The organism is Stenotrophomonas sp. YJH_SMC_54 (genome assembly GCF_059368435.1).
Genome location: NZ_JCAFRS010000004.1, coordinates 121,341 through 143,108 on the forward strand (window position 1 = coordinate 121,341; position 21,768 = coordinate 143,108).

Annotated in this window: 23 protein-coding genes and 2 riboswitches; of the genes, 15 read left to right on the forward strand and 8 right to left on the reverse strand. The window is 67.2% G+C overall.

From position 1 onward, the window contains the following. Nucleotides 1–346 precede the first annotated feature (346 nt). The 4 genes from AC5P5S_RS06245 to AC5P5S_RS06260 all read right to left on the reverse strand — a co-directional run bounded on the left by AC5P5S_RS06245 (nucleotide 347) and on the right by AC5P5S_RS06260 (nucleotide 5,473). Entirely contained in the window at nucleotides 347–910 is a 564-nt protein-coding gene (locus AC5P5S_RS06245) for a TlpA family protein disulfide reductase (protein WP_005411231.1), read from the reverse strand. Continuing rightward, complete coding sequence (locus tag AC5P5S_RS06250; RefSeq protein WP_049419062.1) at nucleotides 907–3,279, reverse strand: protein-disulfide reductase DsbD family protein; 2,373 nt, start codon at nucleotides 3,277–3,279, stop codon at nucleotides 907–909. The genes AC5P5S_RS06245 and AC5P5S_RS06250 overlap by 4 nt, the downstream gene beginning before the upstream one ends. Further along, nucleotides 3,276–3,614 (reverse strand): divalent-cation tolerance protein CutA, encoded by a 339-nt coding sequence (gene cutA / locus AC5P5S_RS06255; RefSeq protein WP_012481391.1) that lies wholly within the window; start codon nucleotides 3,612–3,614, stop codon nucleotides 3,276–3,278. The genes AC5P5S_RS06250 and cutA overlap by 4 nt, the downstream gene beginning before the upstream one ends. 68 nt (nucleotides 3,615–3,682) lie before the next feature. Beyond that, complete coding sequence (locus AC5P5S_RS06260; RefSeq protein ID WP_049419065.1) at nucleotides 3,683–5,473, reverse strand: endonuclease; 1,791 nt, start codon at nucleotides 5,471–5,473, stop codon at nucleotides 3,683–3,685. Between the two features lie 312 nt (nucleotides 5,474–5,785). Between AC5P5S_RS06260 and AC5P5S_RS06265 the strand changes: the two genes are divergently transcribed. The 3 genes from AC5P5S_RS06265 (at nucleotide 5,786) to AC5P5S_RS06275 (ending at nucleotide 8,550) form a co-directional block, all read left to right on the forward strand. Beyond that, the gene (locus AC5P5S_RS06265; protein WP_005411227.1) at nucleotides 5,786–6,073 is read left to right on the forward strand and encodes a co-chaperone GroES; all 288 of its coding nucleotides are present in this window, start codon (nucleotides 5,786–5,788) and stop codon (nucleotides 6,071–6,073) included. Nucleotides 6,074–6,154: 81 nt separating this feature from the next. Next, on the forward strand, nucleotides 6,155–7,804 hold the full coding sequence (gene groL / locus AC5P5S_RS06270) for a chaperonin GroEL (RefSeq protein WP_005411226.1): 1,650 nt from the start codon (nucleotides 6,155–6,157) through the stop codon (nucleotides 7,802–7,804). 134 nt (nucleotides 7,805–7,938) lie between these two features. Beyond that, nucleotides 7,939–8,550, forward strand: coding sequence for a DUF6445 family protein (locus tag AC5P5S_RS06275; protein WP_005411225.1), 612 nt, complete (start codon nucleotides 7,939–7,941; stop codon nucleotides 8,548–8,550). 28 nt (nucleotides 8,551–8,578) lie between these two features. Here the strand turns inward: AC5P5S_RS06275 and AC5P5S_RS06280 are convergent, their stop codons facing one another. Together AC5P5S_RS06280 and AC5P5S_RS06285 are read right to left on the reverse strand one after the other, a co-directional pair. After that, nucleotides 8,579–9,742, reverse strand: coding sequence for a serine hydrolase domain-containing protein (locus AC5P5S_RS06280; RefSeq protein WP_062605543.1), 1,164 nt, complete (start codon nucleotides 9,740–9,742; stop codon nucleotides 8,579–8,581). A gap of 67 nt (nucleotides 9,743–9,809) precedes the next feature. Beyond that, nucleotides 9,810–10,739, reverse strand: a complete 930-nt coding sequence (locus AC5P5S_RS06285) for an aspartyl protease family protein (RefSeq protein WP_062605545.1) — start codon at nucleotides 10,737–10,739, stop codon at nucleotides 9,810–9,812. Between the two features lie 106 nt (nucleotides 10,740–10,845). On the opposite strand from AC5P5S_RS06285, the gene AC5P5S_RS06290 reads away from it, so the two are divergent. The 7 genes from AC5P5S_RS06290 to AC5P5S_RS06320 all read left to right on the forward strand — a co-directional run bounded on the left by AC5P5S_RS06290 (nucleotide 10,846) and on the right by AC5P5S_RS06320 (nucleotide 16,319). Beyond that, nucleotides 10,846–11,553, forward strand: a complete 708-nt coding sequence (locus tag AC5P5S_RS06290) for a response regulator (protein WP_005411222.1) — start codon at nucleotides 10,846–10,848, stop codon at nucleotides 11,551–11,553. A gap of 32 nt (nucleotides 11,554–11,585) precedes the next feature. Next, the gene (locus AC5P5S_RS06295; protein WP_049460247.1) at nucleotides 11,586–12,884 is read left to right on the forward strand and encodes a sensor histidine kinase; all 1,299 of its coding nucleotides are present in this window, start codon (nucleotides 11,586–11,588) and stop codon (nucleotides 12,882–12,884) included. A gap of 72 nt (nucleotides 12,885–12,956) precedes the next feature. Continuing rightward, nucleotides 12,957–13,457, forward strand: a complete 501-nt coding sequence (locus AC5P5S_RS06300; protein WP_005414623.1) for a MarR family winged helix-turn-helix transcriptional regulator — start codon at nucleotides 12,957–12,959, stop codon at nucleotides 13,455–13,457. Beyond that, nucleotides 13,454–14,194, forward strand: a complete 741-nt coding sequence (locus AC5P5S_RS06305; protein ID WP_005411219.1) for a DNA alkylation repair protein — start codon at nucleotides 13,454–13,456, stop codon at nucleotides 14,192–14,194. Before AC5P5S_RS06300 ends, AC5P5S_RS06305 begins: the two co-directional genes overlap by 4 nt. Nucleotides 14,195–14,241: 47 nt before the next feature. After that, nucleotides 14,242–14,580, forward strand: a complete 339-nt coding sequence (locus AC5P5S_RS06310) for a DUF6616 family protein (protein ID WP_005411218.1) — start codon at nucleotides 14,242–14,244, stop codon at nucleotides 14,578–14,580. Between the two features lie 112 nt (nucleotides 14,581–14,692). Continuing rightward, nucleotides 14,693–14,950, forward strand: coding sequence for a hypothetical protein (locus tag AC5P5S_RS06315; RefSeq protein WP_005411217.1), 258 nt, complete (start codon nucleotides 14,693–14,695; stop codon nucleotides 14,948–14,950). 295 nt (nucleotides 14,951–15,245) lie between these two features. Beyond that, the gene (locus tag AC5P5S_RS06320; protein WP_005411216.1) at nucleotides 15,246–16,319 is read left to right on the forward strand and encodes a 3-deoxy-7-phosphoheptulonate synthase; all 1,074 of its coding nucleotides are present in this window, start codon (nucleotides 15,246–15,248) and stop codon (nucleotides 16,317–16,319) included. Nucleotides 16,320–16,487: 168 nt separating this feature from the next. Here the strand turns inward: AC5P5S_RS06320 and AC5P5S_RS06325 are convergent, their stop codons facing one another. Next, complete coding sequence (locus tag AC5P5S_RS06325; RefSeq protein WP_005411215.1) at nucleotides 16,488–17,105, reverse strand: trimeric intracellular cation channel family protein; 618 nt, start codon at nucleotides 17,103–17,105, stop codon at nucleotides 16,488–16,490. An 82-nt stretch (nucleotides 17,106–17,187) separates the two neighbouring features. Then, nucleotides 17,188–17,293: riboswitch (glycine riboswitch) on the reverse strand. Nucleotides 17,294–17,306: 13 nt separating this feature from the next. Beyond that, nucleotides 17,307–17,396: riboswitch (glycine riboswitch) on the reverse strand. 40 nt (nucleotides 17,397–17,436) lie between these two features. Here AC5P5S_RS06325 and AC5P5S_RS06330 point away from each other — a divergent pair. The 3 genes from AC5P5S_RS06330 to AC5P5S_RS06340 all read left to right on the forward strand — a co-directional run bounded on the left by AC5P5S_RS06330 (nucleotide 17,437) and on the right by AC5P5S_RS06340 (nucleotide 18,676). Beyond that, complete coding sequence (locus tag AC5P5S_RS06330; protein ID WP_005411214.1) at nucleotides 17,437–17,712, forward strand: GIY-YIG nuclease family protein; 276 nt, start codon at nucleotides 17,437–17,439, stop codon at nucleotides 17,710–17,712. A gap of 71 nt (nucleotides 17,713–17,783) precedes the next feature. Next, nucleotides 17,784–18,215 carry a nuclear transport factor 2 family protein gene (locus AC5P5S_RS06335; protein ID WP_005411213.1) on the forward strand — a complete coding sequence of 144 codons (432 nt, stop codon included), beginning with the start codon at nucleotides 17,784–17,786 and terminating at the stop codon, nucleotides 18,213–18,215. 5 nt (nucleotides 18,216–18,220) lie between these two features. Further along, a complete protein-coding gene (locus AC5P5S_RS06340) occupies nucleotides 18,221–18,676 on the forward strand; it encodes a hypothetical protein (RefSeq protein WP_012481379.1) in 456 nt (151 codons plus the stop codon). A 91-nt stretch (nucleotides 18,677–18,767) separates the two neighbouring features. On the opposite strand, the gene AC5P5S_RS06345 is transcribed toward AC5P5S_RS06340, so the two are convergent. Further along, complete coding sequence (locus AC5P5S_RS06345; RefSeq protein ID WP_005411211.1) at nucleotides 18,768–20,048, reverse strand: NAD(P)/FAD-dependent oxidoreductase; 1,281 nt, start codon at nucleotides 20,046–20,048, stop codon at nucleotides 18,768–18,770. Nucleotides 20,049–20,171: 123 nt separating this feature from the next. On the opposite strand from AC5P5S_RS06345, the gene AC5P5S_RS06350 reads away from it, so the two are divergent. Next, on the forward strand, nucleotides 20,172–20,951 hold the full coding sequence (locus AC5P5S_RS06350) for an NYN domain-containing protein (protein WP_005411210.1): 780 nt from the start codon (nucleotides 20,172–20,174) through the stop codon (nucleotides 20,949–20,951). Between the two features lie 143 nt (nucleotides 20,952–21,094). Next, a complete protein-coding gene (locus tag AC5P5S_RS06355; protein ID WP_005414615.1) occupies nucleotides 21,095–21,715 on the forward strand; it encodes a glutathione S-transferase family protein in 621 nt (206 codons plus the stop codon). The last annotated feature ends 53 nt before the right edge of the window (nucleotides 21,716–21,768 follow it).

A 21,768-nucleotide genomic window follows, 5' to 3' on the forward strand; every position in this document is an offset into this window, starting at 1 on the left:
ATTTCCGCGATCTGTCGGAAATACTCTTGGGGTCAGATCCGTTTTCCGTAGGAAAACGGATCTGACCCCGGAATTTCATTCGATATCTGACAGATGTGTCGACCAAGGTCGACACCTACCAACAGCCGCCGGAATCTGTCGAAGGTGGGGCGGTGTGGCTGTGCAGGACCGTTGGCGCCATGGATGGCGCCATCGAGCCCCCACGGACGGGTTTACGGCGTGTCCTGCACAGCCACACCGCCCCGCCATCCCACGGGAAGCCCGCTTTTGCTTTTGTTGTTGAGGTTGCCGGCCAGCGGCCGGCACTACCGCGGGTGCAGGGCTGCAAGCCCTGCAAAAAACACCCTCACTTCACCCAGCTGTCGATCTCGCCGTGGGCGAACGGCCCCAGCTTTGCCTTCACCAGCCGCCCCTGCGCATCGAACAGCACGCTGTAGGGCAGCAGGCCCTGGGTATTGCCCAGCTGCACGCTGGCATCGCGCGGCCCCGGGGTCTCGATCACGATCGGATAATCCACCGGTACCCGCTGCAGGAAACCGCGCACGTCCTCCGGCGTATCCAGCGCCAGTCCCAGCACCTGCACACCGTGCTCGCCCTGGATATGTGCGAAACGCGCCAGTTCGGGCATTTCTTCAACGCAGGGCGCGCACCAGCTGGCCCAGACATTGATCAACAGCGGGCGACCGCCAGCGTGCTGGCGCAGGTCCAGCGGCCGGCCTTCAAGATCGGGCAGCGACAGCGCGGGCAGGCTGTCGCCGACCTGCAGGGCAGGTGCCGCAGCCGCCACAGCAGGCGCCGCTGGCATGGCCTCAGGCGCAACCGGCGCAGGAGCCAATCGATGCCCGGCCCACAGGCCAAGGCCGGCGGCCAGCACCGCTGTCCACAGCAGCGCTGGCCGTTGCCACTTCATCGTGCGGTGCGCAGCAGCGCTTCCTCCACCACCGCCTGGGTCAGCAGGGTCGGCAGCACGGTCGGCGGCGCGCCGGGGCCGTACACCACGTACAGCGGTACGCCGACGGCCTTGTGCTCTTCCAGGAACGTGGTGATCTGCGGATCGACGTTGGTGTAGTCACCGCGCATGTACACCGCGTTGGTGCGCTTGAGCAGGTCCTTGAACTCCGGCCGCGACAGCACGGCACGCTCGTTGGCCTTGCAGCTCACGCACCAGTCGGCGGTCATGTTGACGAACACCACGCGGTTGTCGGCGCGCAGGCGGTCCAGCAACTGCGGCGAATACTCCACCACGTTGTCGCTGGCGGCCTGTGCGGCGCGTGCCGGCGCTGCCAGCTGGGTCACGCCCCAGGCCGGTACCAATGCGCCGATCGCCAGCAGCACGCCGAGCAGGGTTACTGCACGCGAGCCGGTCCAGCGGTTGCGCTCGAACAGCCACAGGCCGAAGGCGAACAGCAACAGGCCACCCAGCACCAGCGCCATGCCGTCCACGCCGCGCTGCTTGCCCAGCACCCACAGCAGCCACAGCGCAGTGGCGTACATCGGGAAGGCCAGCACGTGCTTGAGCGTTTCCATCCACGGGCCGGGCTTGGGCAGGCGGCGCGCCAGCGCCGGCACGAAGCCGATCAGCAGGAACGGCAGCGCCAGGCCCAGGCCGAGGAACAGGAACACGGTCATCGCCTTCAGCGGCGGGGCAATGAACGCGTAGGCGATCGCGCCACCCATGAACGGGCCGACGCAGGCACTGCCGACCACGCAGGCCAGCGCACCGGTGAAGAAGTCACCGGCCGGGCCGCTGCGGCTGGCCAGCGACTGGCCCAGGTTGCCGATGCCGCCGCCCAGGGTGAACACGCCGGACAGGCTCAGGCCTACCGCGAACATGATGTAGGCCAGCGCCGCCACCACGCCCGGGTGCTGCAGCTGGAAGCCGATGCCGACGGCGTTGCCGATTGCGCGCAGGCCCACCATCAACGCACCGATCACCGCGAATGCGACCAGCACGCCCAAGGTGTACCAGAGCGCGTGGCTGCGTGCGCGCTGTGGGCTTTCGCCACTCTGCGCCAGGCTCAGGACCTTCAGCGACAGGATCGGCAGCACGCAGGGCATCAGGTTCAACACCAGGCCGCCGGCCAGCGCCAGCAGCAGCACCCAGACGAACGAACGGTCCGGGTTCGGTGTGGTCGCCGGCGGGCGCGTACGCAGCGCGTTGTCACCGCGCGCATCGGCGGCGAATTCATTGCCGTCCACGGTGCCTGCGACGGCCGGGGGGGCGGCATCCGTATTGGGCACCGTCGGCAGCAGGCGCAGGGGGGCGCCGTTGGCGCCTTCGCGTGGCGCCGCAGCCAACGGGCTGATTACCTCGTTGCGCGGCGGTGCCTGGTCGGCGCTGGCGCTGACCTTGCCGGCCGGGATCGACAGCTTCACCCGGCGGGTCATTGGCGGGTAGCAGATGCCATCGGTCTGGCAGCCCTGGAAGGTCACCACGAGGGTGCCGTCAACCGCGTCGGCAACCGTGCGCCGCAACGGCAGCGGCACTTCCACCTGGTTGAAGTACACCGAGACATCGCCGAAGTGCTCGTCGCGATGCGACTGCGCGGCTGGCCAGCGCGGCGTGCCGGCCTGCACGCCGGTGCTGCCTTCCAGCTTCAGCGAGGTGCGGTCGCGATACAGGTAGTAGCCCGGTGCCGGACTGAAGCGCAGCAGCAGGGTGTTGCCGTCGCTGGCGATGGCATCGAAGCCGAACGCCTGCTCCGACGGCAGCGGCAGCGCCTGGCTGTTGCTGGCCGCACCCGGCAGGCGCAGGCCGCCGCTGTTGCCGGCACCGGCCAGTGGGTTGTTGAACGGACTGGCCGCACCGGCGCGCGCGGCAGGGGCCGCGGCCTGTGCACCGCTGCCGGGCAGGGTGACCTGCACCACGCGCTTCTGCGGCGGGTAACAGACACCGGCATCTGCGCAGCCCTGGTAACGCACTTCCAGGCTGATGGTGCTGGCGGCCTCGGTCGGCGTGCCGGGCAGGGTGGCCTGCAGGCGCTCGCGATAGGTTTCGACCTCGCCGAAGAAATCGTCGTGGTGCTTGTCGCCCTTGGGCATCTGCAGCGCGCCGGCATTGAAGGCCGGGTCGGCCCTGACGCTGGTGCGGTGGCGATACAGGTAATAGCCGGGCGCGATCTTGAACTGCAGCTGCACCTGGCCCCGTTCGGGGGCACTGGCGGTCAGCGCGAACGCCTGGTCCACCGGCAGCAGATCCTTCTCATCCAGGGCGAAGGCGGGCAGCGAGAGCCACATCAGGGCGCACAGGGCGGCGCCACGCGCAAACAGAGTCTTCAATCAGTGTCCTCCCGGGTCTGTGCCCGGATCCAGTCCAGATACGCCGGCAGGCCGGCCCGGGTTTCGACCGCGATGCACTCCGGGAGTTCATACGGATGCAGTTCGACGATCCGGGCGATTGCGTCATTGACGCGACTCGCGGTGGTCTTCACCAGCAGCTGCAGCTCGGCGTCGGTGGTCACCTCGCCCTGCCAGCGGTAGGTCGACTGCGCGCCATCGAGGCGGGTCACGCACGCGGCCAGGCGCTCGCCAACCAGCGCGTGCGCGATGCGCTCGGCACTGGGCCGGTCCGGGCAGGTGGTCAACAGCAGTAGGACGGGATCGACGGTCGACATGGCCGTCGAGTATAGGGCCGCCGCCGGGTCAGGACCCGGCGGCGGCCGTGGACCGCTGCGTTGCGCGGTCAGTTGGCCAGCTGGCAGGTGGCCGGCTTGGCCGAGGTGAACAGGCCAGGGGTCGCCCACTCGGGGTGGTCGATGAACGGGTTGCGGTTGCCCTGGAAGCTGTAGATCACGTCATTGCGCGCACGCTCGGCATCATCCGGCGGGTCGGACAGGTGCCAGTCGATCAGCGTCGACAGCAGGCCCATGTAGGCCGGCGAGCTGCTGGTCTTGACGATCCTGCTGCGGTCGTCGGTCAGCTCCAGGTCCGGCTCGGACTGGCCAGTGGCTGCATCCTTGCCGCCCTCGTAGCGGATCGCCATGTACATCACCGCACGCGCCATGTCGCCCTTGCGCTTGCCCCACACCTCGAACGTGCCGGTGTTGCCGTCCGGCGTGCGCACCCAGTTGGAGTTGCCCGGATAGCCACCACTGCCGCCACCCTGGCCGTTGTTGGCCTCGGTGGCGCGCTCGCCGCAGCTGGCGTCGCACTTGCCGAACGGCTTGTTGCCACGGTCGGCGTTCCACTGTGCATCGGTCAGGTACAGCATGTGGGTGTCGGTATACGGCGCGTACGGCAGGCCCTTGTCACCCGTAGTGGTGGCAAAACCCAGCGAGTTCGGCCAGGTGTGCTCGCGGTTGTACTTCAGGCCACTGCCGCTGCCGGCGCGATCGGTCACCTTGGCGTAGCTGCGGTTGCGATACGCGTCGAGGATGCGGTTCGGGTTGTTCGGGTCCTCGTCGGCGATCTCCAGGATGGTCCAGGTACTGGTGCCCGAGCCGCTGTACGGGTAGGCGGTGTGGCCCTTGATTGTCGCGTGCAGCGAGCAGCGCAGCTGGCTCGGGCTGCTGGTGTTGACCTTGGAGTAGTAGCCGGCCGGCACACCCGGGTTGCCCGGGTCCGGATTGCCGCCGGTGCTGGCCACGGTGAAGGCGATGCGGCTGTCGGCCGCCGGGTGTGCGCCCTGCAGGTCGGTGATGCGCGCGGCGCGGATGTCGAAGCGGCAGGCTTCACCGGCCACCAGCGCGGTGTTGGTGGACAGCTTCACGCTGCGTCCGCTGGCCGGGAAGGTCAGCGGCACGCTGCCGGAGGTACCGCAGCTCAGCGCGAACGCGCCGCTGGCCAAGTTCACCGTCTCGCTGAACACCACTTCCAGATCGGCGGCGGCCGGGAAGGTGCTGCTGCCCTGCGCCGGGGTGGTGGTGGACACCGACGGCGGCGTGTTCGGGCCCGGGGTGCCGCCGCCACTGAAGGTCTGGCCGTTGTTGCAGCTGCCGAAGGTCTGCCTGGCCGACTCGGCCCAGGTGAAGTGGGCGTACTGGCTGCCGCTGCCGGTCAGCTGCAGCGAGGTGCCGGGAGCCGTGCTGTTGGTCTCGGCCACCGGAATGTTCTGGCTGGTCATGCCGGCGGCAGGGCCACCGGAGGCGGTGATGGCGCCCTCGTAGCTGAGGAACTGGACCACCTTGCCGCTGGCGTCGACCAGGGCGACGCCGTCGTTCGGGCCGTTCTGGATGCCGTTGGTCGGGTAGTTGACCACGGCGATGCTGGCGCTGCCGCAACCGGCGGCGGTGCCGGCCGGGACCGGGTTGTTGGCGTAGACCGTGGCGGCCGAAGGATTGCTGCCGTTGTAGAGGTAGAGGCGGTAGCCGGACAGGTCTTCACCTGCGGTAGCGACCACTTCGATGGCTTCGCCGACGTCACCGGCGGCGGTGCTGTCGTCGTAGTGCAGTTCGTTGATGAAGACCTCGGCCTGGGCCGGCGCCGCGGCCAGTGCCAGCAGGCAGGCGGCGGCAAGCGGGGACAGCAATCGCATCGACTACTCCTTGTGATTGGGAATGCCTGACCGAGCCTAAGGCCGATCCAGTGACACTTTGTCGTAAATGAACGTCAGATATCTGACAGTGCGACGCTTGTCACCGAAATTGTCCAGGACCCACGCCTTGGCCGAGGCGCGCGGGTGGAAAAATTTTTTTCATTCCGCCCTTGAAAGGGGGCGGCGGGGCTCCATCTCTGCCCTGCTCCCGACGTTGTCGGGTTTCTTCACGTGCGGTTCTGGCACTCGCCTGGGGTGAGTGCTAACATCGCCGGACTTTTTTAGACCAATCAATCACTTAAGAGGTCTCCTATGAGCATCAAGCCGCTGCACGACCGCGTTGTGGTCAAGCCGATCGAAGCCGACGAAATCTCCGCCGGTGGCATCGTCATCCCCGACTCGGCCAAGGAAAAGTCCACCAAGGGTGAGGTCGTGGCCGTCGGCCCGGGCAAGCCGCTGGACAACGGCAACGTGCGCGCGCCGTCGCTGAAGGTCGGCGACAAGGTCATCTATGGCCAGTACGCCGGCAGCTCGTACAAGAGCGAAGGCGTCGAATACAAGGTCCTGCGCGAAGACGACGTGCTCGCCGTCATCGGCTGAGCCTCGGCGCGACCTGTTTCAACCTGATCCCAAACTCCCAGCCGCCGGGCATCGTCCGGCGCTACCAATGAGGTAAATGCAATGGCTGCCAAGGATATTCGTTTCGGTGAAGACGCCCGTTCGCGCATGGTGCGCGGCGTCAACGTTCTCGCCAATGCCGTCAAGGCCACCCTGGGCCCGAAGGGCCGCAACGTCGTGCTGGAAAAGAGCTTCGGCGCCCCGACCATCACCAAGGACGGCGTCTCCGTCGCCAAGGAAATCGAACTGGCTGACAAGTTCGAGAACATGGGCGCGCAGATGGTGAAGGAAGTTGCTTCGCGCACCAACGACGATGCCGGCGACGGCACCACCACCGCCACCGTGCTGGCCCAGGCCCTGATCCGCGAAGGCGCCAAGGCCGTTGCCGCCGGCATGAACCCGATGGACCTCAAGCGCGGTATCGACAAGGCCGTTTCGGCCGCCGTCGCCGAGCTGAAGAACATCTCCAAGCCGACCGCCGACGACAAGGCGATCGCCCAGGTCGGTACCATCTCGGCCAACTCGGACGAGTCGATCGGCCAGATCATCGCTGACGCGATGAAGGAAGTCGGCAAGGAAGGCGTCATCACCGTTGAAGAAGGCTCGGGCCTGGACAACGAGCTGGACGTGGTCAAGGGCATGCAGTTCGACCGCGGCTACCTGTCGCCGTACTTCATCAACAACCAGCAGTCGCAGACCGCTGACCTGGATGACCCGTTCATCCTGCTGCACGACAAGAAGATCTCCAACGTCCGTGACCTGCTGCCGGTGCTGGAAGGCGTCGCCAAGGCCGGCAAGCCGCTGCTGATCGTGGCCGAGGAAGTTGAAGGCGAAGCGCTGGCCACCCTGGTCGTCAACACCATCCGTGGCATCGTCAAGGTCGTGGCCGTCAAGGCTCCGGGCTTCGGCGACCGTCGCAAGGCGATGCTGGAAGACATGGCCGTGCTGACCGGCGGCACCGTGATCTCCGAAGAAGTCGGCCTGTCGCTGGAGAAGGCCACCATCAAGGACCTGGGCCGCGCCAAGAAGGTGCAGGTCTCCAAGGAGAACACCACCATCATCGACGGCGTCGGCGACAAGGCCAACGTTGATGCACGCGTGGCGCAGATCAAGACCCAGATCCAGGACACCTCCTCGGATTACGACCGCGAGAAGCTGCAGGAACGCGTGGCCAAGCTGGCCGGCGGTGTTGCCGTGATCAAGGTCGGCGCCTCGACCGAAATCGAAATGAAGGAAAAGAAGGATCGCGTCGACGACGCCCTGCACGCCACCCGTGCGGCCGTTGAAGAAGGCGTGGTTCCGGGCGGCGGCGTTGCCCTGGTCCGCGCGATCACCGCGCTGGCCGGCCTGAAGGGCGCCAACGAAGACCAGAACCACGGCATCCAGATCGCCCTGCGTGCGATGGAAGCCCCGCTGCGCGAGATCGTTGCCAACGCCGGTGACGAGCCGTCGGTCATCATCAACAAGGTCAAGGAAGGCACCGGCAGCTTCGGCTACAACGCCGCCACCGGCGAGTTCGGCGACATGCTGCAGTTCGGCATCCTGGACCCGACCAAGGTGACCCGTTCGGCGCTGCAGAACGCGGCCTCGATCGCTGGCCTGATGATCACCACCGAAGCCATGGTTGCCGAAGCTCCGAAGAAGGACGAGCCGGCCATGGGCGGCGCCGGTGGCATGGGCGGCATGGGTGGCATGGGCGGCATGGACTTCTAAGGTCCACGCCCGCGTCGGACGTTGCCGGCCCTGGTCGGCGCGTCTCCCCGATGCACGGAAAAACCCCGCCGCGAGGCGGGGTTTTTTTGTTGCCCGGTTGCCGCCATGGCGCCGCGTCGCTACGCTCGCAGACCATGCCTACCTCGTTCATCGTCGTCGACGACTTCCTCTCTCCAGCCGATGCACACGGCCTGCGCCAGGCCGGGCTGGGCCTGACCTACCCGGCGCAGGAGGGGGCATTCCCCGGGCGTAATTCGCTCGAACGGCTGGAGCTGGACGGCCTGTCCGAGGCCGCGTCGCGGTTGGTCAACGAGCCGCTGCGGCCGGTCAATCCGTTGCAGTCGCACGGCAAGTTCCGGCTGACCCTGGCCAGCGATGTGGGTCGCGCCAAGGTGCACACCGACCATTCGCACTGGTCCGGCATCCTCTACCTCAGCGCCCCGGAGCACTGCGAAGGGGGTACCGAGTTCTTCCGCCATCGCCGCACCAACACCGAGCGCATGGCGCTGAACGCCCACGAGCTGGCTGCGCTGGGCTACGCCAACGGCGGCGACATGCATCGGGACATCATCGAGCGCGACAGCGTCGACGACAGCCAGTGGGAAATGACCATGCGCATCCCGATGCGCTTCAACCGCCTGGTGCTGCTGCGCCCGTGGTTCTGGCATACCGCCGGCCCGGCCTTCGGCGACCGGCCGGAGAATGGGCGGCTGGTCTACCTGATGTTCTTCGAGCAGGCGCGTTGAAGGGAGGTCATCCACGCATGGCGTGGATCTACTTCACGAATGCCTTCGCTGCGCCGTACTCCCACTGCCACGGTACGCCGATGTCGCCGAGCACGAAGGCCACCAGCGCCGGGAAGGTCGCCTCGGCGCGCACATCGTTGCCCAGGATCACCACGCAGCGCTGCTGCTGCTCGACGCACACCAGCGTATTACCGACCGCATCATCGTGGCCGCCCTTGTAGAAGCCCGCGCCTTGCAGGCCACGGAACGTCACCACTCCCAGGCCGGCCGCCAGGTCCTTGCGCTGCAGCGCCTTCGGCAGCTCCGGCTGCAGGGTGGGGAACTGGCTGGCGGTGGTGATCGGCAGCTGCGGCCGCACCAGCTCCTTGCGCATCGTCGCTGACAGCCCATCGCCGCGCACGTAGCCGGCGGCGAAACGGGCCATGTCGGCGATGGTGGTATCCATCGAACCGGCCGCGCGCACGCGGCTGCGCTCATCGTGCGGCTCGGCGGTGCCCTCCATGGTCCAGCCGTCGGCCAGGTTGGTGGCGAAGTCCCCGCGCCACATCATGCTGGTGCGGGTCATGCCGAAGCGGTCGAATACCCGCTGCTGCATCAACGCACCCACATCCTCGCCCAGCCGTCCGCGTTCGATCACGAACTGCAGCAGGATCAGCCCTTCGCCGGAATAGCCGTAGCGGCTGCCTGGATCGAAGTGGAACTTCAGCCGGCCGTCCGGTTCAAGAAACCCGAAGTTGGCAAAGCCACTGGCGTGGTTGAGCAGCAGGCGAGGGGTGAGCTGGCGCCAGCGCGCATCATCGGCCAGCACGCTGTAGTCGGCGTACTTCTTCGTTTCGGGCGGATAGTCCGGCAACGGCTTGTCCAGCGCTGTGGCGATGCTGGCATCCAGATCGATCCTGCGGTCCTGCGCCAGCTGCGCGACCAGATGGCCGAATGCCATCTTGGTCAGCGAGGCGGCGTACATCACCGTATCGGTGCGCAGTGGTTCGCCTGCGGTATTGCGCTCGCCGTAGGCGGCGACGTGCACCACCTTGCCGCCGTCGATCACCGCCAGCGCCATGCCGCGCGCCTGTGCGGCCTGCATCAACCGCTGCGCTTCGGCATCGATGCGGGCCGGCGAGGGTACCGGGGGAGGTGCAGCCAGCACGGCCAGCGGGAACAGCGTCAGCAACATCAGGGCAGCACGGCACATGCGTGGAACTCCTGGTGGGGCGCACGGTGATGCTACGCCAGGCTGCCGCTGGCGTCATTGCCGGATGTCAGCTGGCCTGCGGCCGGCGCAGGCAGATCCGGGACGCGCCGGCACCGATGTCCACCTGGCCGCCGCGCATTGCATCTGTACCAAGGATCAGCGCCGGCCGGGCCTCCAGGCCGATCGCCTTGAACACTGGCAGTTCGCTGATGCGGACCTCCATCGAGGGGTGCTGCCAGCCGTTGCCGGCCATGCCGGGCAGGGTGTACAGCCAGGTTGCCTGCTTTCCGCCGCCCAGACCTTCGGTGCCCTTTTCACGCACCCGCACCCGTGCGTCGCTGCCGTCGGTGCGCAGCCCCAGTGCGCGGGCTGCTTCGGCGTTGAGGACGGTCTGCGCGGCACCGGTGTCGACCACGGCGATGGCGTCCACCGCGGGCGCGCCCAGTGCAAGCATGATGAAACCGAACTGGCGCAGGCCGTCAGTGCGTCCGGGCAGCGCATTGGGCTGGCAACCCGGTCCTTCCAGGTTCAATCCGCCGGGTGTCCACAGCGCCAGTTGATTGCGGCCGAAGTCCCAACGGGTGTCCCAGCGTCCGGTCAGATCGTTGCCGATCAAGCCGTCAATGGCCGGATCATCGTCCTTCGGCAACGACGACAGATCGACCTTCATGGCTTGGGCCTGCAGCTGCCAACTGCCCAGCTGCCAGGACGTTGTGCGTATGCGCTGCAGCCGCGCGGAGGCTGAACTTGCCCCTTGGGCCTGTGATACCTCTGCATCCGCATCCCCCAGACCGTAGCGCCGCACGACGCGGTCATCGACCAGGGTGGCGCCTGCCGCGCTGTCGACCACGAAGCGCAGCGGTTCGGCACGCCCGTCCAGCGACACGGCCACGGCCGGATGACCGCCCTGCATCCACATCGGCAGGATGTGTTCGGGGGAATCGGACGCCAGCGCAGCCAGCGGGGCAGCAAGCAGGACGAATGGGATGAGGCGCAAGGCAAGTCTCCGCAGTGATCATGGGTGACCATTGGCGCGCAGCGCCGTATCGCGGGAATATCGGCGTTGATACCGTCCTGATACAGACCTGCCTGATACTGCCTGCATGACAACTCCCGCCCGTGTCATCGTTGTCGATGACGACGCCAGCATCCGTGATGCCATCGCCGATTGCCTGTTGCTGCATGGCTACCAGGTACGGGTGGCAGCGGACGCGACGGCGCTGGACGTGCTGCTGCAGGTCGATCGCCCGGACGTGATCATCCTCGACTGGATGATGCCCGGTGAGGATGGCCTGTCGGTCTGCCGCCGGCTGCAGGCACGGGCCATTCCGATCCTGATGCTGTCGGCGATGGGCAGCGCACCGGACAGGGTGATCGGCCTGGAGATGGGCGCGGACGACTACCTGGCCAAGCCGTTCGACCCGCGCGAGCTGCTGGCGCGGGTACGCGCGCTGCTGCGCCGGCAGGACAAGCTGCGCGCGCAGGTAGCCAGTGAACTGCGCTTTTCTGGTTGGCGGTTGCTGCCGGAACAACGTCGCCTGCTGGCGCCGGATGGGAACGAGCTGGTGCTCAGCCGTGGTGAATTCAGCCTGTTGCTGGCGCTGGCCGAACGCCCCGGGCGGGTGCTGGGGCGCGAGCAGCTGCTGCAGCTGAGCCGTGGCGAACCGAGTGACAGCGTCGACCGCGCGGTCGACCTGGCGATCAGCCGCCTGCGCCGCAAGCTCGGGCAGGCCTCACCCGGTGCGGAAGCCCTGGTGCAGACATCGCGTGGCGAAGGCTATCGCTTCCACGCCGAGGTACAGGTGCTGTGAACAGCCGGTGGCCGACCGCGCGTTGGATCACGATGCTGGCCCTGGCCAGCCTGCTGCTGGCGACACTGGTCAGCGTGGCCGTGGTTGGCTGGATGCCTCGGCCCGCGCCGCCACCGATGCGGTTGGACCAGGCCGTGCAGGTGCTGCGGGGGGAACAGGCCGCGGCACCACTGGGCCTGCATCTGGCGACGCAGGATGCGCCACCAAAGGGCAGTGCCAGTGACTGGCTCACCCAGTTGGCGGCGCTGCAGATGGGTTTGCCGGCGAAGGAGGTGCGCCTGGTCTGGAGCGGACAGGGCAAGGCGCCTGATGTGCAGGTCATCGAAGGCGGCGAGGTGCTCGACGGCACGGCGCGGGTCGGTGTACTGAAGGCGCAGGCCGCGCTGCTGACCGCGATGCAATGGCCGCCGTTTGAACTGGGCGTGCGCCAGGCCGATGGCCGCTGGCGGGTGGTCGGCAGCGATCACAGTGATCTGGCAGCTTGGCGGCGACAGGTGATACTGGCGCTGCTGGGCGGTGCCGTGTTGCTGGCGCCGCTGGCGGCGTGGGCATCGATCCGGCTGGGGCGTCCACTACGACGCTTGGCCGATGCCAGTGCACGTGTGGACCTGCAAGCCGACACGCCCCTGCCGGATGATGGCCCGCGCGAGGTACAGATGCTGGCCGCCGCGATCGGCACCGGTCGAGAGCGCCTGCGTGCGCAGGCCCAGGACATGACCCATATGCTGGCTGCAGTGGCGCACGACCTGCGCACACCATTGACCGGCCTGCGACTGCGCGCCGAGTTCGCGCCCACACCACAGGCGGCCCGGATGGTGGCGGACATCGAGCGCATGGACACGATGATCGAGCAGGTGCTCGATTACGCACGCGGTGAACTGCAGCCGTTGCAGATGCGCCCGCTGGATCTGGCCGCGCTGCTGGAGGAGTGCGTGCAGGCAGCGTTGCTGCGCGGTGTCGAGATCTCCATCCAGGGGCCGGACAGTCTGCCCTGGCACGGCGACGCGTTGCTGCTTCGGCGCGCGTTCGACAACCTTATCGACAATGCCGATCGCTATGCCGGGGCGATGGAACTGCGGCTTGCCGTGGTTGAGCGAGGGGTCCAGCTGGAGGTGATGGATCGGGGCCCAGGTATCGCCGAGGGCGACCGAGTACGCCTGCTGCAACCGTTCCAGCGCAGCGAGCGTTCTCGTAGTCGCACCACCGGTGGAGCGGGACTTGGGCTGGCAGTGGCCGCCAATGTGGCGAGGCGGCACGCGGGCGAACTGCAGCTGCTGCACCGGGAGGGCGGCGGGCTGATTGCGTGCCTGCTGCTGGGAAAGTTCACCTGATATCGGCTGTGGTTTACAGGCAGCGGCTGTTCGGCTGTATGATTAGGCGCCTAACAATATCGCGTGCGTGAGATGATCGAAGCCAAGCACCATGCCCTGATCGAGGAAGCGCAGCGACGCGGTCACGCCAACATCGCGCCGCTGCGCCTGTGTTTCCAGCTGCTCTCGCTGTCCTCGTCGATCGATCGCGACTGCGCCGCGCGGCTGGCACCGCATGGGCTCAGCGAGGGTCGCTTCATCGTGCTGTTCCTGTTGCACGGGGCCGGTGGCGCACTGCCGCCGCATGTGCTGGCCGAACGCGCCGGCGTGACCCGCGCCACCATCAGCGGCCTGCTCGACGGCCTGCAGCGCGAAGGCCTGCTGCAGCGTCGCAACGATGACGGGGATGGCCGCCGCCTGCAGATCGTGCTGACCGCACCGGGAAAGCGTTTGGCCGAATCGCTGTTCGAGCAGCACACGCAATGGATCGGTGGGCTGTTCAACGGCCTGGATGCTGATGAACAGCAGCAGCTGTCACAGCTGCTGCACAAGGTCTGGCAGCACACGGACGCCGGGCGGGAATCCGCAGCATGAGCACGGCCATTCCTGCGGAACGCCGGCAAGCACTCAACACCGGCCGCGTCCCCGCCACCCATCTGGCAGAATGCCTGGCAGTGGATTTTGCCGCGCTGCTGCAGGTGGTGGCGCCTGCGCTTGCACCGGAGGCGCTGCAACGCATGCGGGACGCCTCAGGCAAGGGCATCACGCTGCGCATGGCCCTGGCTGCGCAACTGCTGCGTGAGGCGGGGCAGGGGGCGCCTGCGCTCTGGCAGCATCACAGCTCCGATACCGTGCGCGGCTGGGCCTGCTACCTGATCGGCAGCGATGCCCGCGCAACGCTGGCAGGGAAGCTGCAGCAGATGCGCACACTGGCCGATGACCCCCATTTCGGTGTGCGCGAATGGGCGTGGCTGGCACTACGCACGGACATCGTTGCCGCACCACTGCAGGCGCTGGAGCACCTGCAACCGTGGTCACAGGAAACATCGCCGTACCTGCGCCGCTTCGCCTGCGAAGCACTGCGTCCGCGCGGTGTCTGGGCCACGCACATCGCACTGTTCAAGCAGCACCCGGAACATGCATCCGCGCTGCTGGAAGCACTGGCCGACGATCCGGAACGCTATGTGCAGGATTCGGTCGGAAATTGGCTCAACGATGCCGGCAAGACTCAGCCGCAGTGGCTGCGCCAGCTGTGTACGCGTTGGCAGCATGAGCGCCACAGCGACGCCAACGCCTACATCCGCAAACGCGCGCTGCGCTCGCTCCGGTAGTGCCGGCCGCTGGCCGGCAACCCCCGAACCCTCAAGGAAGAACCACCATGTCGCACACCTTCATCGAGCTCTACACCGCCACCCCTGCCTGGACCACACTTCCGCCCGAGCAGCGGAACGCCTTCTTCGCCCGTATCGGCGCCGGCATGCAGCAGTTCGATCCGGTCCGCATCACGCCGCTGGCGATGGGCCGCATTGCCTCGGGCGTACCGCACGGCAGCGATGAGCAGTTCTATGCGGTCTGGCGCTGCGCAAGCCGCGAGGAGGTCGACGCGTTGATGGCCGGCATTGCCGCTACCGGCTGGCATGAGTACTTCACCACCACCCAGGCGGTAGGCGCGATGGACAGCATGGCCCAGCACCTTGCCGACCTGGCCGCCTTGTAGCGGGGCGGCAGACGCCGGCAGATCCCGGTGCTGGGCATGGGTGGCACATGCGCCTGTCACCCAGACGCGGTAAACAGGACATTGCCCATTTCCATCCGCAGGAAGGTCGATCATGCAGAGCACGCTCCAGGTCACGCTGTTCGGCCCTCTTGGCGACAGCCCGGCGTTGCAGTTGCCGGGGCTGGAGGGGCCGTCGGTGGCCATCCAGGAATCGGCCCTGCGGCGCTTGGTTTCCGATCTTTACACCGCGCGTTCCCTGCTCAACCCCGAGCAGCTGGACGAGGCCCGGCAGGAACTGGATCGCGTGCTGGAACGCTGGGCCGACATCCATGAGGGCCTGCTGCTGGACGTGGAAGTGCATGGCAAATGAGCGACGTTGCGTGGTTGCCGCCGCGTGGGCAGGGCCGGCGCGCATCTCGCTGAACCGCGTCCCCAGTTGCGGATGAAACATTTTGCACTGCGCAAAAGCTGTGCTATCAATACAACCCATGAACGCAGCCGCCACCCGCTTTTACTGGTATTACTTTCCGAAGCCACTGGCGGAGGAAGGACTGCGCTCACCCTGAAGAAAGCTTCAGACGCATTCCCGAAAGCCGCCAGCGAACCTGGCGGCTTTTTTCATGCCGCCACGCTGGGGACCCCCAACGTTCCGGAGACCTCCCCCAATGCCCCCGCACACCGACGACCTGCGTATCCGCACCATCGAACCGCTGACACCGCCTGCCCAGCTGCTGGCGATGCTGCCGTGTGACGATGAAGCCTCCGACACCGTCAGCGCCTCGCGCGCGGCCCTGCACCAGATCCTGCATGGCCGTGACGACCGCCTGGCAGTGGTGGTTGGCCCATGCTCGATCCACGACCCGAAGGCCGCCATCGAGTACGCCCAGCGCCTGAAGCCGCTGCGTGACGCGCTGGCCGGGGAACTTGAAATCGTGATGCGCGTGTACTTCGAGAAGCCGCGCACCACGGTGGGCTGGAAGGGCCTGATCAACGATCCGGACCTGGACGGCAGCTTCAGGATCGACAAGGGCCTGCGCATCGCCCGTGGCCTGCTGCGCGACATCAACAAGCTCGGCCTGCCGGCCGGCGTCGAGTTCCTCGACGTGATCTCGCCGCAATACATCGCCGATCTGGTGGCCTGGGGCGCCATTGGTGCGCGCACCACCGAAAGCCAGGTGCACCGCGAACTGGCCTCGGGGCTGTCGTGCCCGGTCGGCTTCAAGAACGGCACCGATGGCAACGTGAAGATCGCCGCCGACGCGGTGGGTGCGGCCTCCAATCCGCATCACTTCCTGTCGGTCACCAAGCAGGGCGGCACCGCCATCGTGTCGACCACTGGCAACCCGGATTGCCATGTGATCCTGCGCGGCGGCAAGCAGCCGAACTACGATGCAGGCAGTGTCGCCGAGGCCTGCCAGGCGCTGGCCAAGGCCAAGCTGCCGACTCGTCTGATGATCGACGCCAGCCATGCCAACAGCCTGAAGAATCCGGACAACCAGCCGAAGGTGATCGAGGACATCGCCGTTCAGTTGGAAGACGGTGAACAGCGCATCGTCGGTGTGATGATCGAGAGCCATCTGGTCGGTGGTCGCCAGGAACTGGTGGAAGGCCAACCGCTGGTCTACGGGCAGAGCATCACCGATGGCTGCATCGACTGGGACACCACCGTGACGGTGCTGGAGCGACTGGCCGCGGCCGTGCGCGCCCGTCGCGACGTGAAGGTGTCCGAAGCCGCTTGAGTGCGGCACGTGTGTGGATGGCGGCCAGCGCCTGCGGGGGTGCGGCCGCGATCAGGGCCGGTCGGAGTTGGAGACCGGCCCATCTGCACCGGCGATGCGCCTGGCGCTGCGCATGAGCGACAGCGCCAGGTACATCGCCGGGGTGGTGCGGATTCCGCCGCGCGAACCTCAATGCACTTCGTCGTGGTACACGAACTTCGGCATTTCCCAGCGGTAGTGGATCGCCAGCAGGCGCAGCGCGAAGCCGCCGCCGAGGCAGCACAGGATCGCGGTGGCGTCGGCCACGCCCCAGTGCAGCAGCAACAGGTAGGCCGCGCCGGTCAGCAGTGCGATGATCGCGTACAGCTCCTTCTGGAAGATCAGCGGCACCTCGTTGCAGAGGATGTCGCGCAGCACGCCGCCGAACGCGCCGGTCAGCATGCCGGCGATCAGCACGATCGGCATCGCATGGCCGGCTTCGCGCGCAATCGAGCAGCCGATCAGGGTGAAGGCGATCAGGCCCAGGCCATCGAGCACCAGGAAGGTGCGGCGGAAGTGGTGCATCCAGCGCGCCACCCAGGTGGCGATCAGCGCCGCGCACACGGTGAAGCCCAGGTACTCGGGATGCTTCACCCAGCCCAGCGGGTAGTGGCCGAGCAGGATGTCGCGCAGTGAACCACCGCCGAGGGCGGTGACGCAGGCGATCATGACCACGCCGAACAGGTCCATGCGGCGGCGGCCGGCAGAAAGTGCGCCGGTCATGGCTTCGGCGGAAATGGCGATCAGGTAGATGATGGACAGCAACATGGGGCAGGCTCCGGGCGCGGTGGGGCCGGCCATGCGCGGACGCCGCCATTGCCTGCGCAATGACGGAATGACGATGACCGGTGCCGCTCCCGCTGTCCTTTTGCCTGAGAGTTCAGCGGCATGGGCCGCGTGCCCCTTCGGCGGATCGTCCCGGGCATGCCCGGTGACCTCTCTCCAGCTCGGCGAGTCGAATGCATGGTTGGTGGGATTCCAGCCCACCGGCCTGAGCGATCATGGGAGCCTGCGCCTTCGGCGGGCGCCAGCGCGGCGCCTCTCTCCTGCATTCGGGCGCCAGTATATCCGCTGCAGTGCAGCACGGCATAATCCGGGCATGGCCCCGTCCCTCCGCCCGTGGTTCCTGTACCTGCTCGAATGTCGCGATGGCAGCTATTACGCCGGCATCAGCACCGACGTGGACGCGCGTTTCGCCGCCCATCAGGCTGGCAAGGGCGCGCGCTACACCCGGGCCCGGCCGCCGCTGCGGGTGCTGGCCGTGCGCGAGTACCCGGACCGGGCCGCCGCCTCGCGGGCCGAATGGCAGCTCAAGCAGCAGCCGCGCGAACGCAAGCTGGCCTGGCTGCAGGCGGTGGATGCTGGGTCCCTGTAGATCCATGGCATACATGGATGCCTCTGTGCCGCCATGCGATGATCGCCCAGCCCTCAGCGCTGGAGACCCGGATGTCCACCGTCGCCCTGTTGTTCGCTCTCTCCGCGTCAACCAGTCCCGCTGCCGACCCGGCCACCCTCGCGGCCATCGAAGCCACCTGCCATGACTACGTCGACGGCCAGCTGGAGGCCGACCCGCAGCGCGTCGCCCGCTCCCTGCACCCGGACCTGGCCAAGCGCGCGGTCCTCGGCGATACGCCCGACGAGCGGCTGGGCCTGCGCCGCATGTCGAAGGAAGAACTGGTCGCGCTGACGAAGCAGGGCGCGCTGAAAACCCCGAAGGATCAATGGGACCGCCGCTGCACGGTGCTGGACGTGACCGGCAATGCCGCCTCGGTGCGATTGGAAACGCCGTGGTTCGTCGATTACTTCCACATGGGGCGCTTCGACCAGCGCTGGGTCATCGTCAACGCGTTGTGGTACCCGAAACCGAAGGCGAAGTGAGCACGATGCGTGCCGCCGGTAAGGCATGGGTCTCCGTCGTCGTACTGGCCGCCGGCATCGCACTGCTGCCTGGCCTGCTGTACCTGCTCGGGCTTGCCCTGGTGGGCGGTTGGCCGAAGCCAGCAGACCGTGCGCCCAGTGGTGTGGCTGCGTGCAGCAGTGAACCGCGAACAGGATTTCAGCCGATGAATCCCTGGAGTTTCGCCGCGCAGTTCTTCGACGACGACGCGATGAAGAAGAAGGTGCCAGAGGTGGAACGGGAGGCGTTCTGGATTGCCCGCCGCCATCTTTGGCGGCAGCCACGGCACGACATGCTGCGCTGGCATCTGAGCAGCACGGCACTGACGATCTGGATTACCCGCAACTGGAGTGCCGCGCAGATTGCCGACACCGCAAGGAAGGAGGACTTCTGCCGCGCATGGTCGAAACGGCGGGCGCCCGGCGGCCCGATGAAGCGGTAGATCCACGCCATGCATGGATGATGTTGACGGAGTCAGAGCCCTTTCCTGCGGAAAGGGATCGGACCGCGTGGCAGCCGGCCAGCGGCGGGCACTACCGCCTCGGTCGCCGGTCTTCCTGGTCATCGCCGAAGATGATGCGTGCGCTGCGCTGGTAGCTCCAGTACGCCACGGCCCAGTTCAGCAGCACCACGATGCGGTTGCGGAAGCCGATCAGGAAGAACACGTGCGCGGCCAGCCAGAACCACCAGGCCAGCACGCCCGACAGCTGCAGCCGCCCCAGGTGCACGATCGCGGCCATGCGACCGATGGTGGCCAGGTTGCCGTAGTCGGCGTACTTGAACGGGCCGGGCTCGGGCTTGCCGTGCAGGCGTGCGCGGATCACCTCGGCCACGTATTTGCCCATCTGCTTGGCAGCGGGTGCCACGCCGGGTACCGGCTTGCCGTCGGCCTGGCTCAGTGCGGCCAGGTCACCGGCCACGAACAGCTCCGGGTGATCGGGCAGGGTCAGGTCCGGTTGCACCGGCACGCGGCCGGCGCGGTCCAGCGGCACGTCCAGCGTGCGCGCCAGCGGTGAAGCGGCCACGCCGGCGGCCCAGACCACGGTGCGGGCCGGTACGAACTGGTCACCGAGCGTGAAGCCCTGGCTGTCGATGTCGCTCACCGGGGTACCGGTCAGCACTTCCACGCCCAGCTTTTCCAGCTGGCGGCGTGCTTTCAGCGAAAGTACTTCCGGGAACGAGGACAGCACGCGCGGGCCGGCCTCGACCAGCCGCACCTTGGCGCTGGCCGGGTCGATGTGGCGGAATTCGTTGCGCAACGTATGCCGCGCGATCTCGGCCAGGGTGCCGGCCAGTTCAACACCGGTGGGACCGCCACCGACCACCGCGAAGCTCAGCCATGCGGCCTTCTTCGCCGGGTCCGGTTCCGCCTCGGCGCGCTCGAACGCCAGCAGCAGCTTGCGGCGCAGCGCGATCGCATCGTCCAGCGTCTTCAGGCCGGGCGCATCATCGGCCCACTGGTCGTTGCCGAAGTAGGCGTGGGTGGCGCCGGTGGCCAGCAGCAGGCTGTCGTAGTCCAGCGTGCTGCCATCGGCCATGCGGATCTGCCGGGACTGCTTGTCGATGGCGACCACTTCGCCGAGGCGGACTTCCACGTTGCGCTGGTGGCCGAGGATATGGCGCAGTGGTGCAGCGATATCCGGCGCGGACAGGCCGGCGGTGGCCACCTGGTACAGCAGCGGCTGGAACAGATGATGGTTGCGGCGGTCGACCAGGGTGATGCGTATGCGCTCGCGGGCCAGGGCACGGGTGGCCCAGAGACCGGCAAAACCGCCGCCGACAACAACCAGGTGGGGAACGCGCTCGCGACTCATCGACTCACTCCAGTGGGGGCATTGGGGGAAGCGCCTGGCATCTTCGCACGGCGGCCGCCTGTCACGTCAGCGCCCGCGTGGATCGGCGATACTCGGGTTCAGGCAACCGCCCGCGAGGAGTCCATGAGCGAACCGGAAAAGCGCATCGCCCTGTTGATCGACGCCGACAATGCGCCGGCCTCGAAGATCGACGAGGTGTTGGCCGAAGTGGCCCGCTATGGGGTGGCCAACGTGCGCCGCGCCTATGGCAACTGGAAGAGCCCGCGACTGAAGGGGTGGGAAGCGGTGCTGCATGAGTATGCGATCCGTCCCATCCAGCAGTTCGCCTACAGCAAGGGCAAGAATGCCTCGGACATGGCGATGGTGATCGATGCCATGGACCTGCTGTACGCGCGCAACCTGGATGGCTTTGCCATCGTCTCCAGCGATGCGGACTTCACCCCGATGGTGATGCGCCTGCTGACCGATGGCGTGAAGGTGTACGGTTTCGGCGAGAAGAAAACACCCGAGCCGTTCGTCAACGCGTGTTCGAAATTCACCTACCTGGAAGCACTGGGCCAGACCCACGCCAGCGTGCCGGATACCGAACAGGCCTCCAGCGAACAGGCCTCGAACGAGCCGGTGGCCAACGACGATGCGCGCCCGCGCAAGAGCGGTGCGGAAATGCGCAGCGACACGCGGCTGGTGAAGATGCTGCGCCGCGCGGTGTCCGCGGCCGAGGGTGAGGATGGCTGGTCGCACCTCGGCCCGGTCGGCAGCCAGATCGGCAACCAGGCGTCGTTCGACCCGCGCAACTATGGCTACGGCAAGCTCAGCGATCTGCTGGCAGCGATCGGCCTGTTCGAACTGAAGAAGGATGGCAAGTCGTCCTACGTGCGCGCGCTGCCGAAAAAGAACCGGTAATGCCGGCCGCTGGCCAGCGAGGAACCGGTAGTGCCGGCCGCTGGCCGGCAATGCCCGGACACCAGATCCCGCATCCGGCATGCACACACCCCGCCCGATCAGGGGTATCGTTGCCGCTCGCATTGCCAGCAAGGAATACCCGCATGTTGAAGATCTGGGGCCGTCGCAATTCCAGCAACGTCCGCAAGGTGCTGTGGTGTGCCGAGGAAATCGGCCTGCCGTACGAGTCCATCGAGGTCGGTGGCAGCCACGGCGGCACGCAGACGCCGGAATACCAGGCGATGAATCCCAATGGCCTGGTACCGGTGATCGAAGACCACGGCCTGCCGCTGTGGGAATCGAACGCCATCGTGCGCTACCTGAGTGCGCGCTACGCGCTGGGCACGCTGTACGCTGAAGACCCGATGGAACGCGCCCAGGCCGAGAAGTGGATGGACTGGAGCACCTCGCGCATGGCGCCGCTGTACACCGACCTGATCTGGGGCATCATGCGCACCGCCCCGGCCGACCGCGACGAAGCGCGGATCAATGCCGCCATCGTGCGCGCCGGCGACTACCTGGCGATGGCCGATGCCACCCTGGCCAAGCAGCCGTGGCTGTCCGGCGAGACATTCGCGATGGGTGACATCCCGCTGGGCTCGCTGATCTATGCCTGGTTCGAACTGCCGATCCAGCGTCCGGAACTGCCGCACCTGGCCGACTGGTACGCCCGTCTTCGCGAGCGCCCCGCCTACCAGCGCGGCGTGATGTCGCCGCTGACGTAAGCGAAAGCGTCCGGGGTCAGAGCCCTTTTCTGCGAAAAGGGATCCGGCCCCAG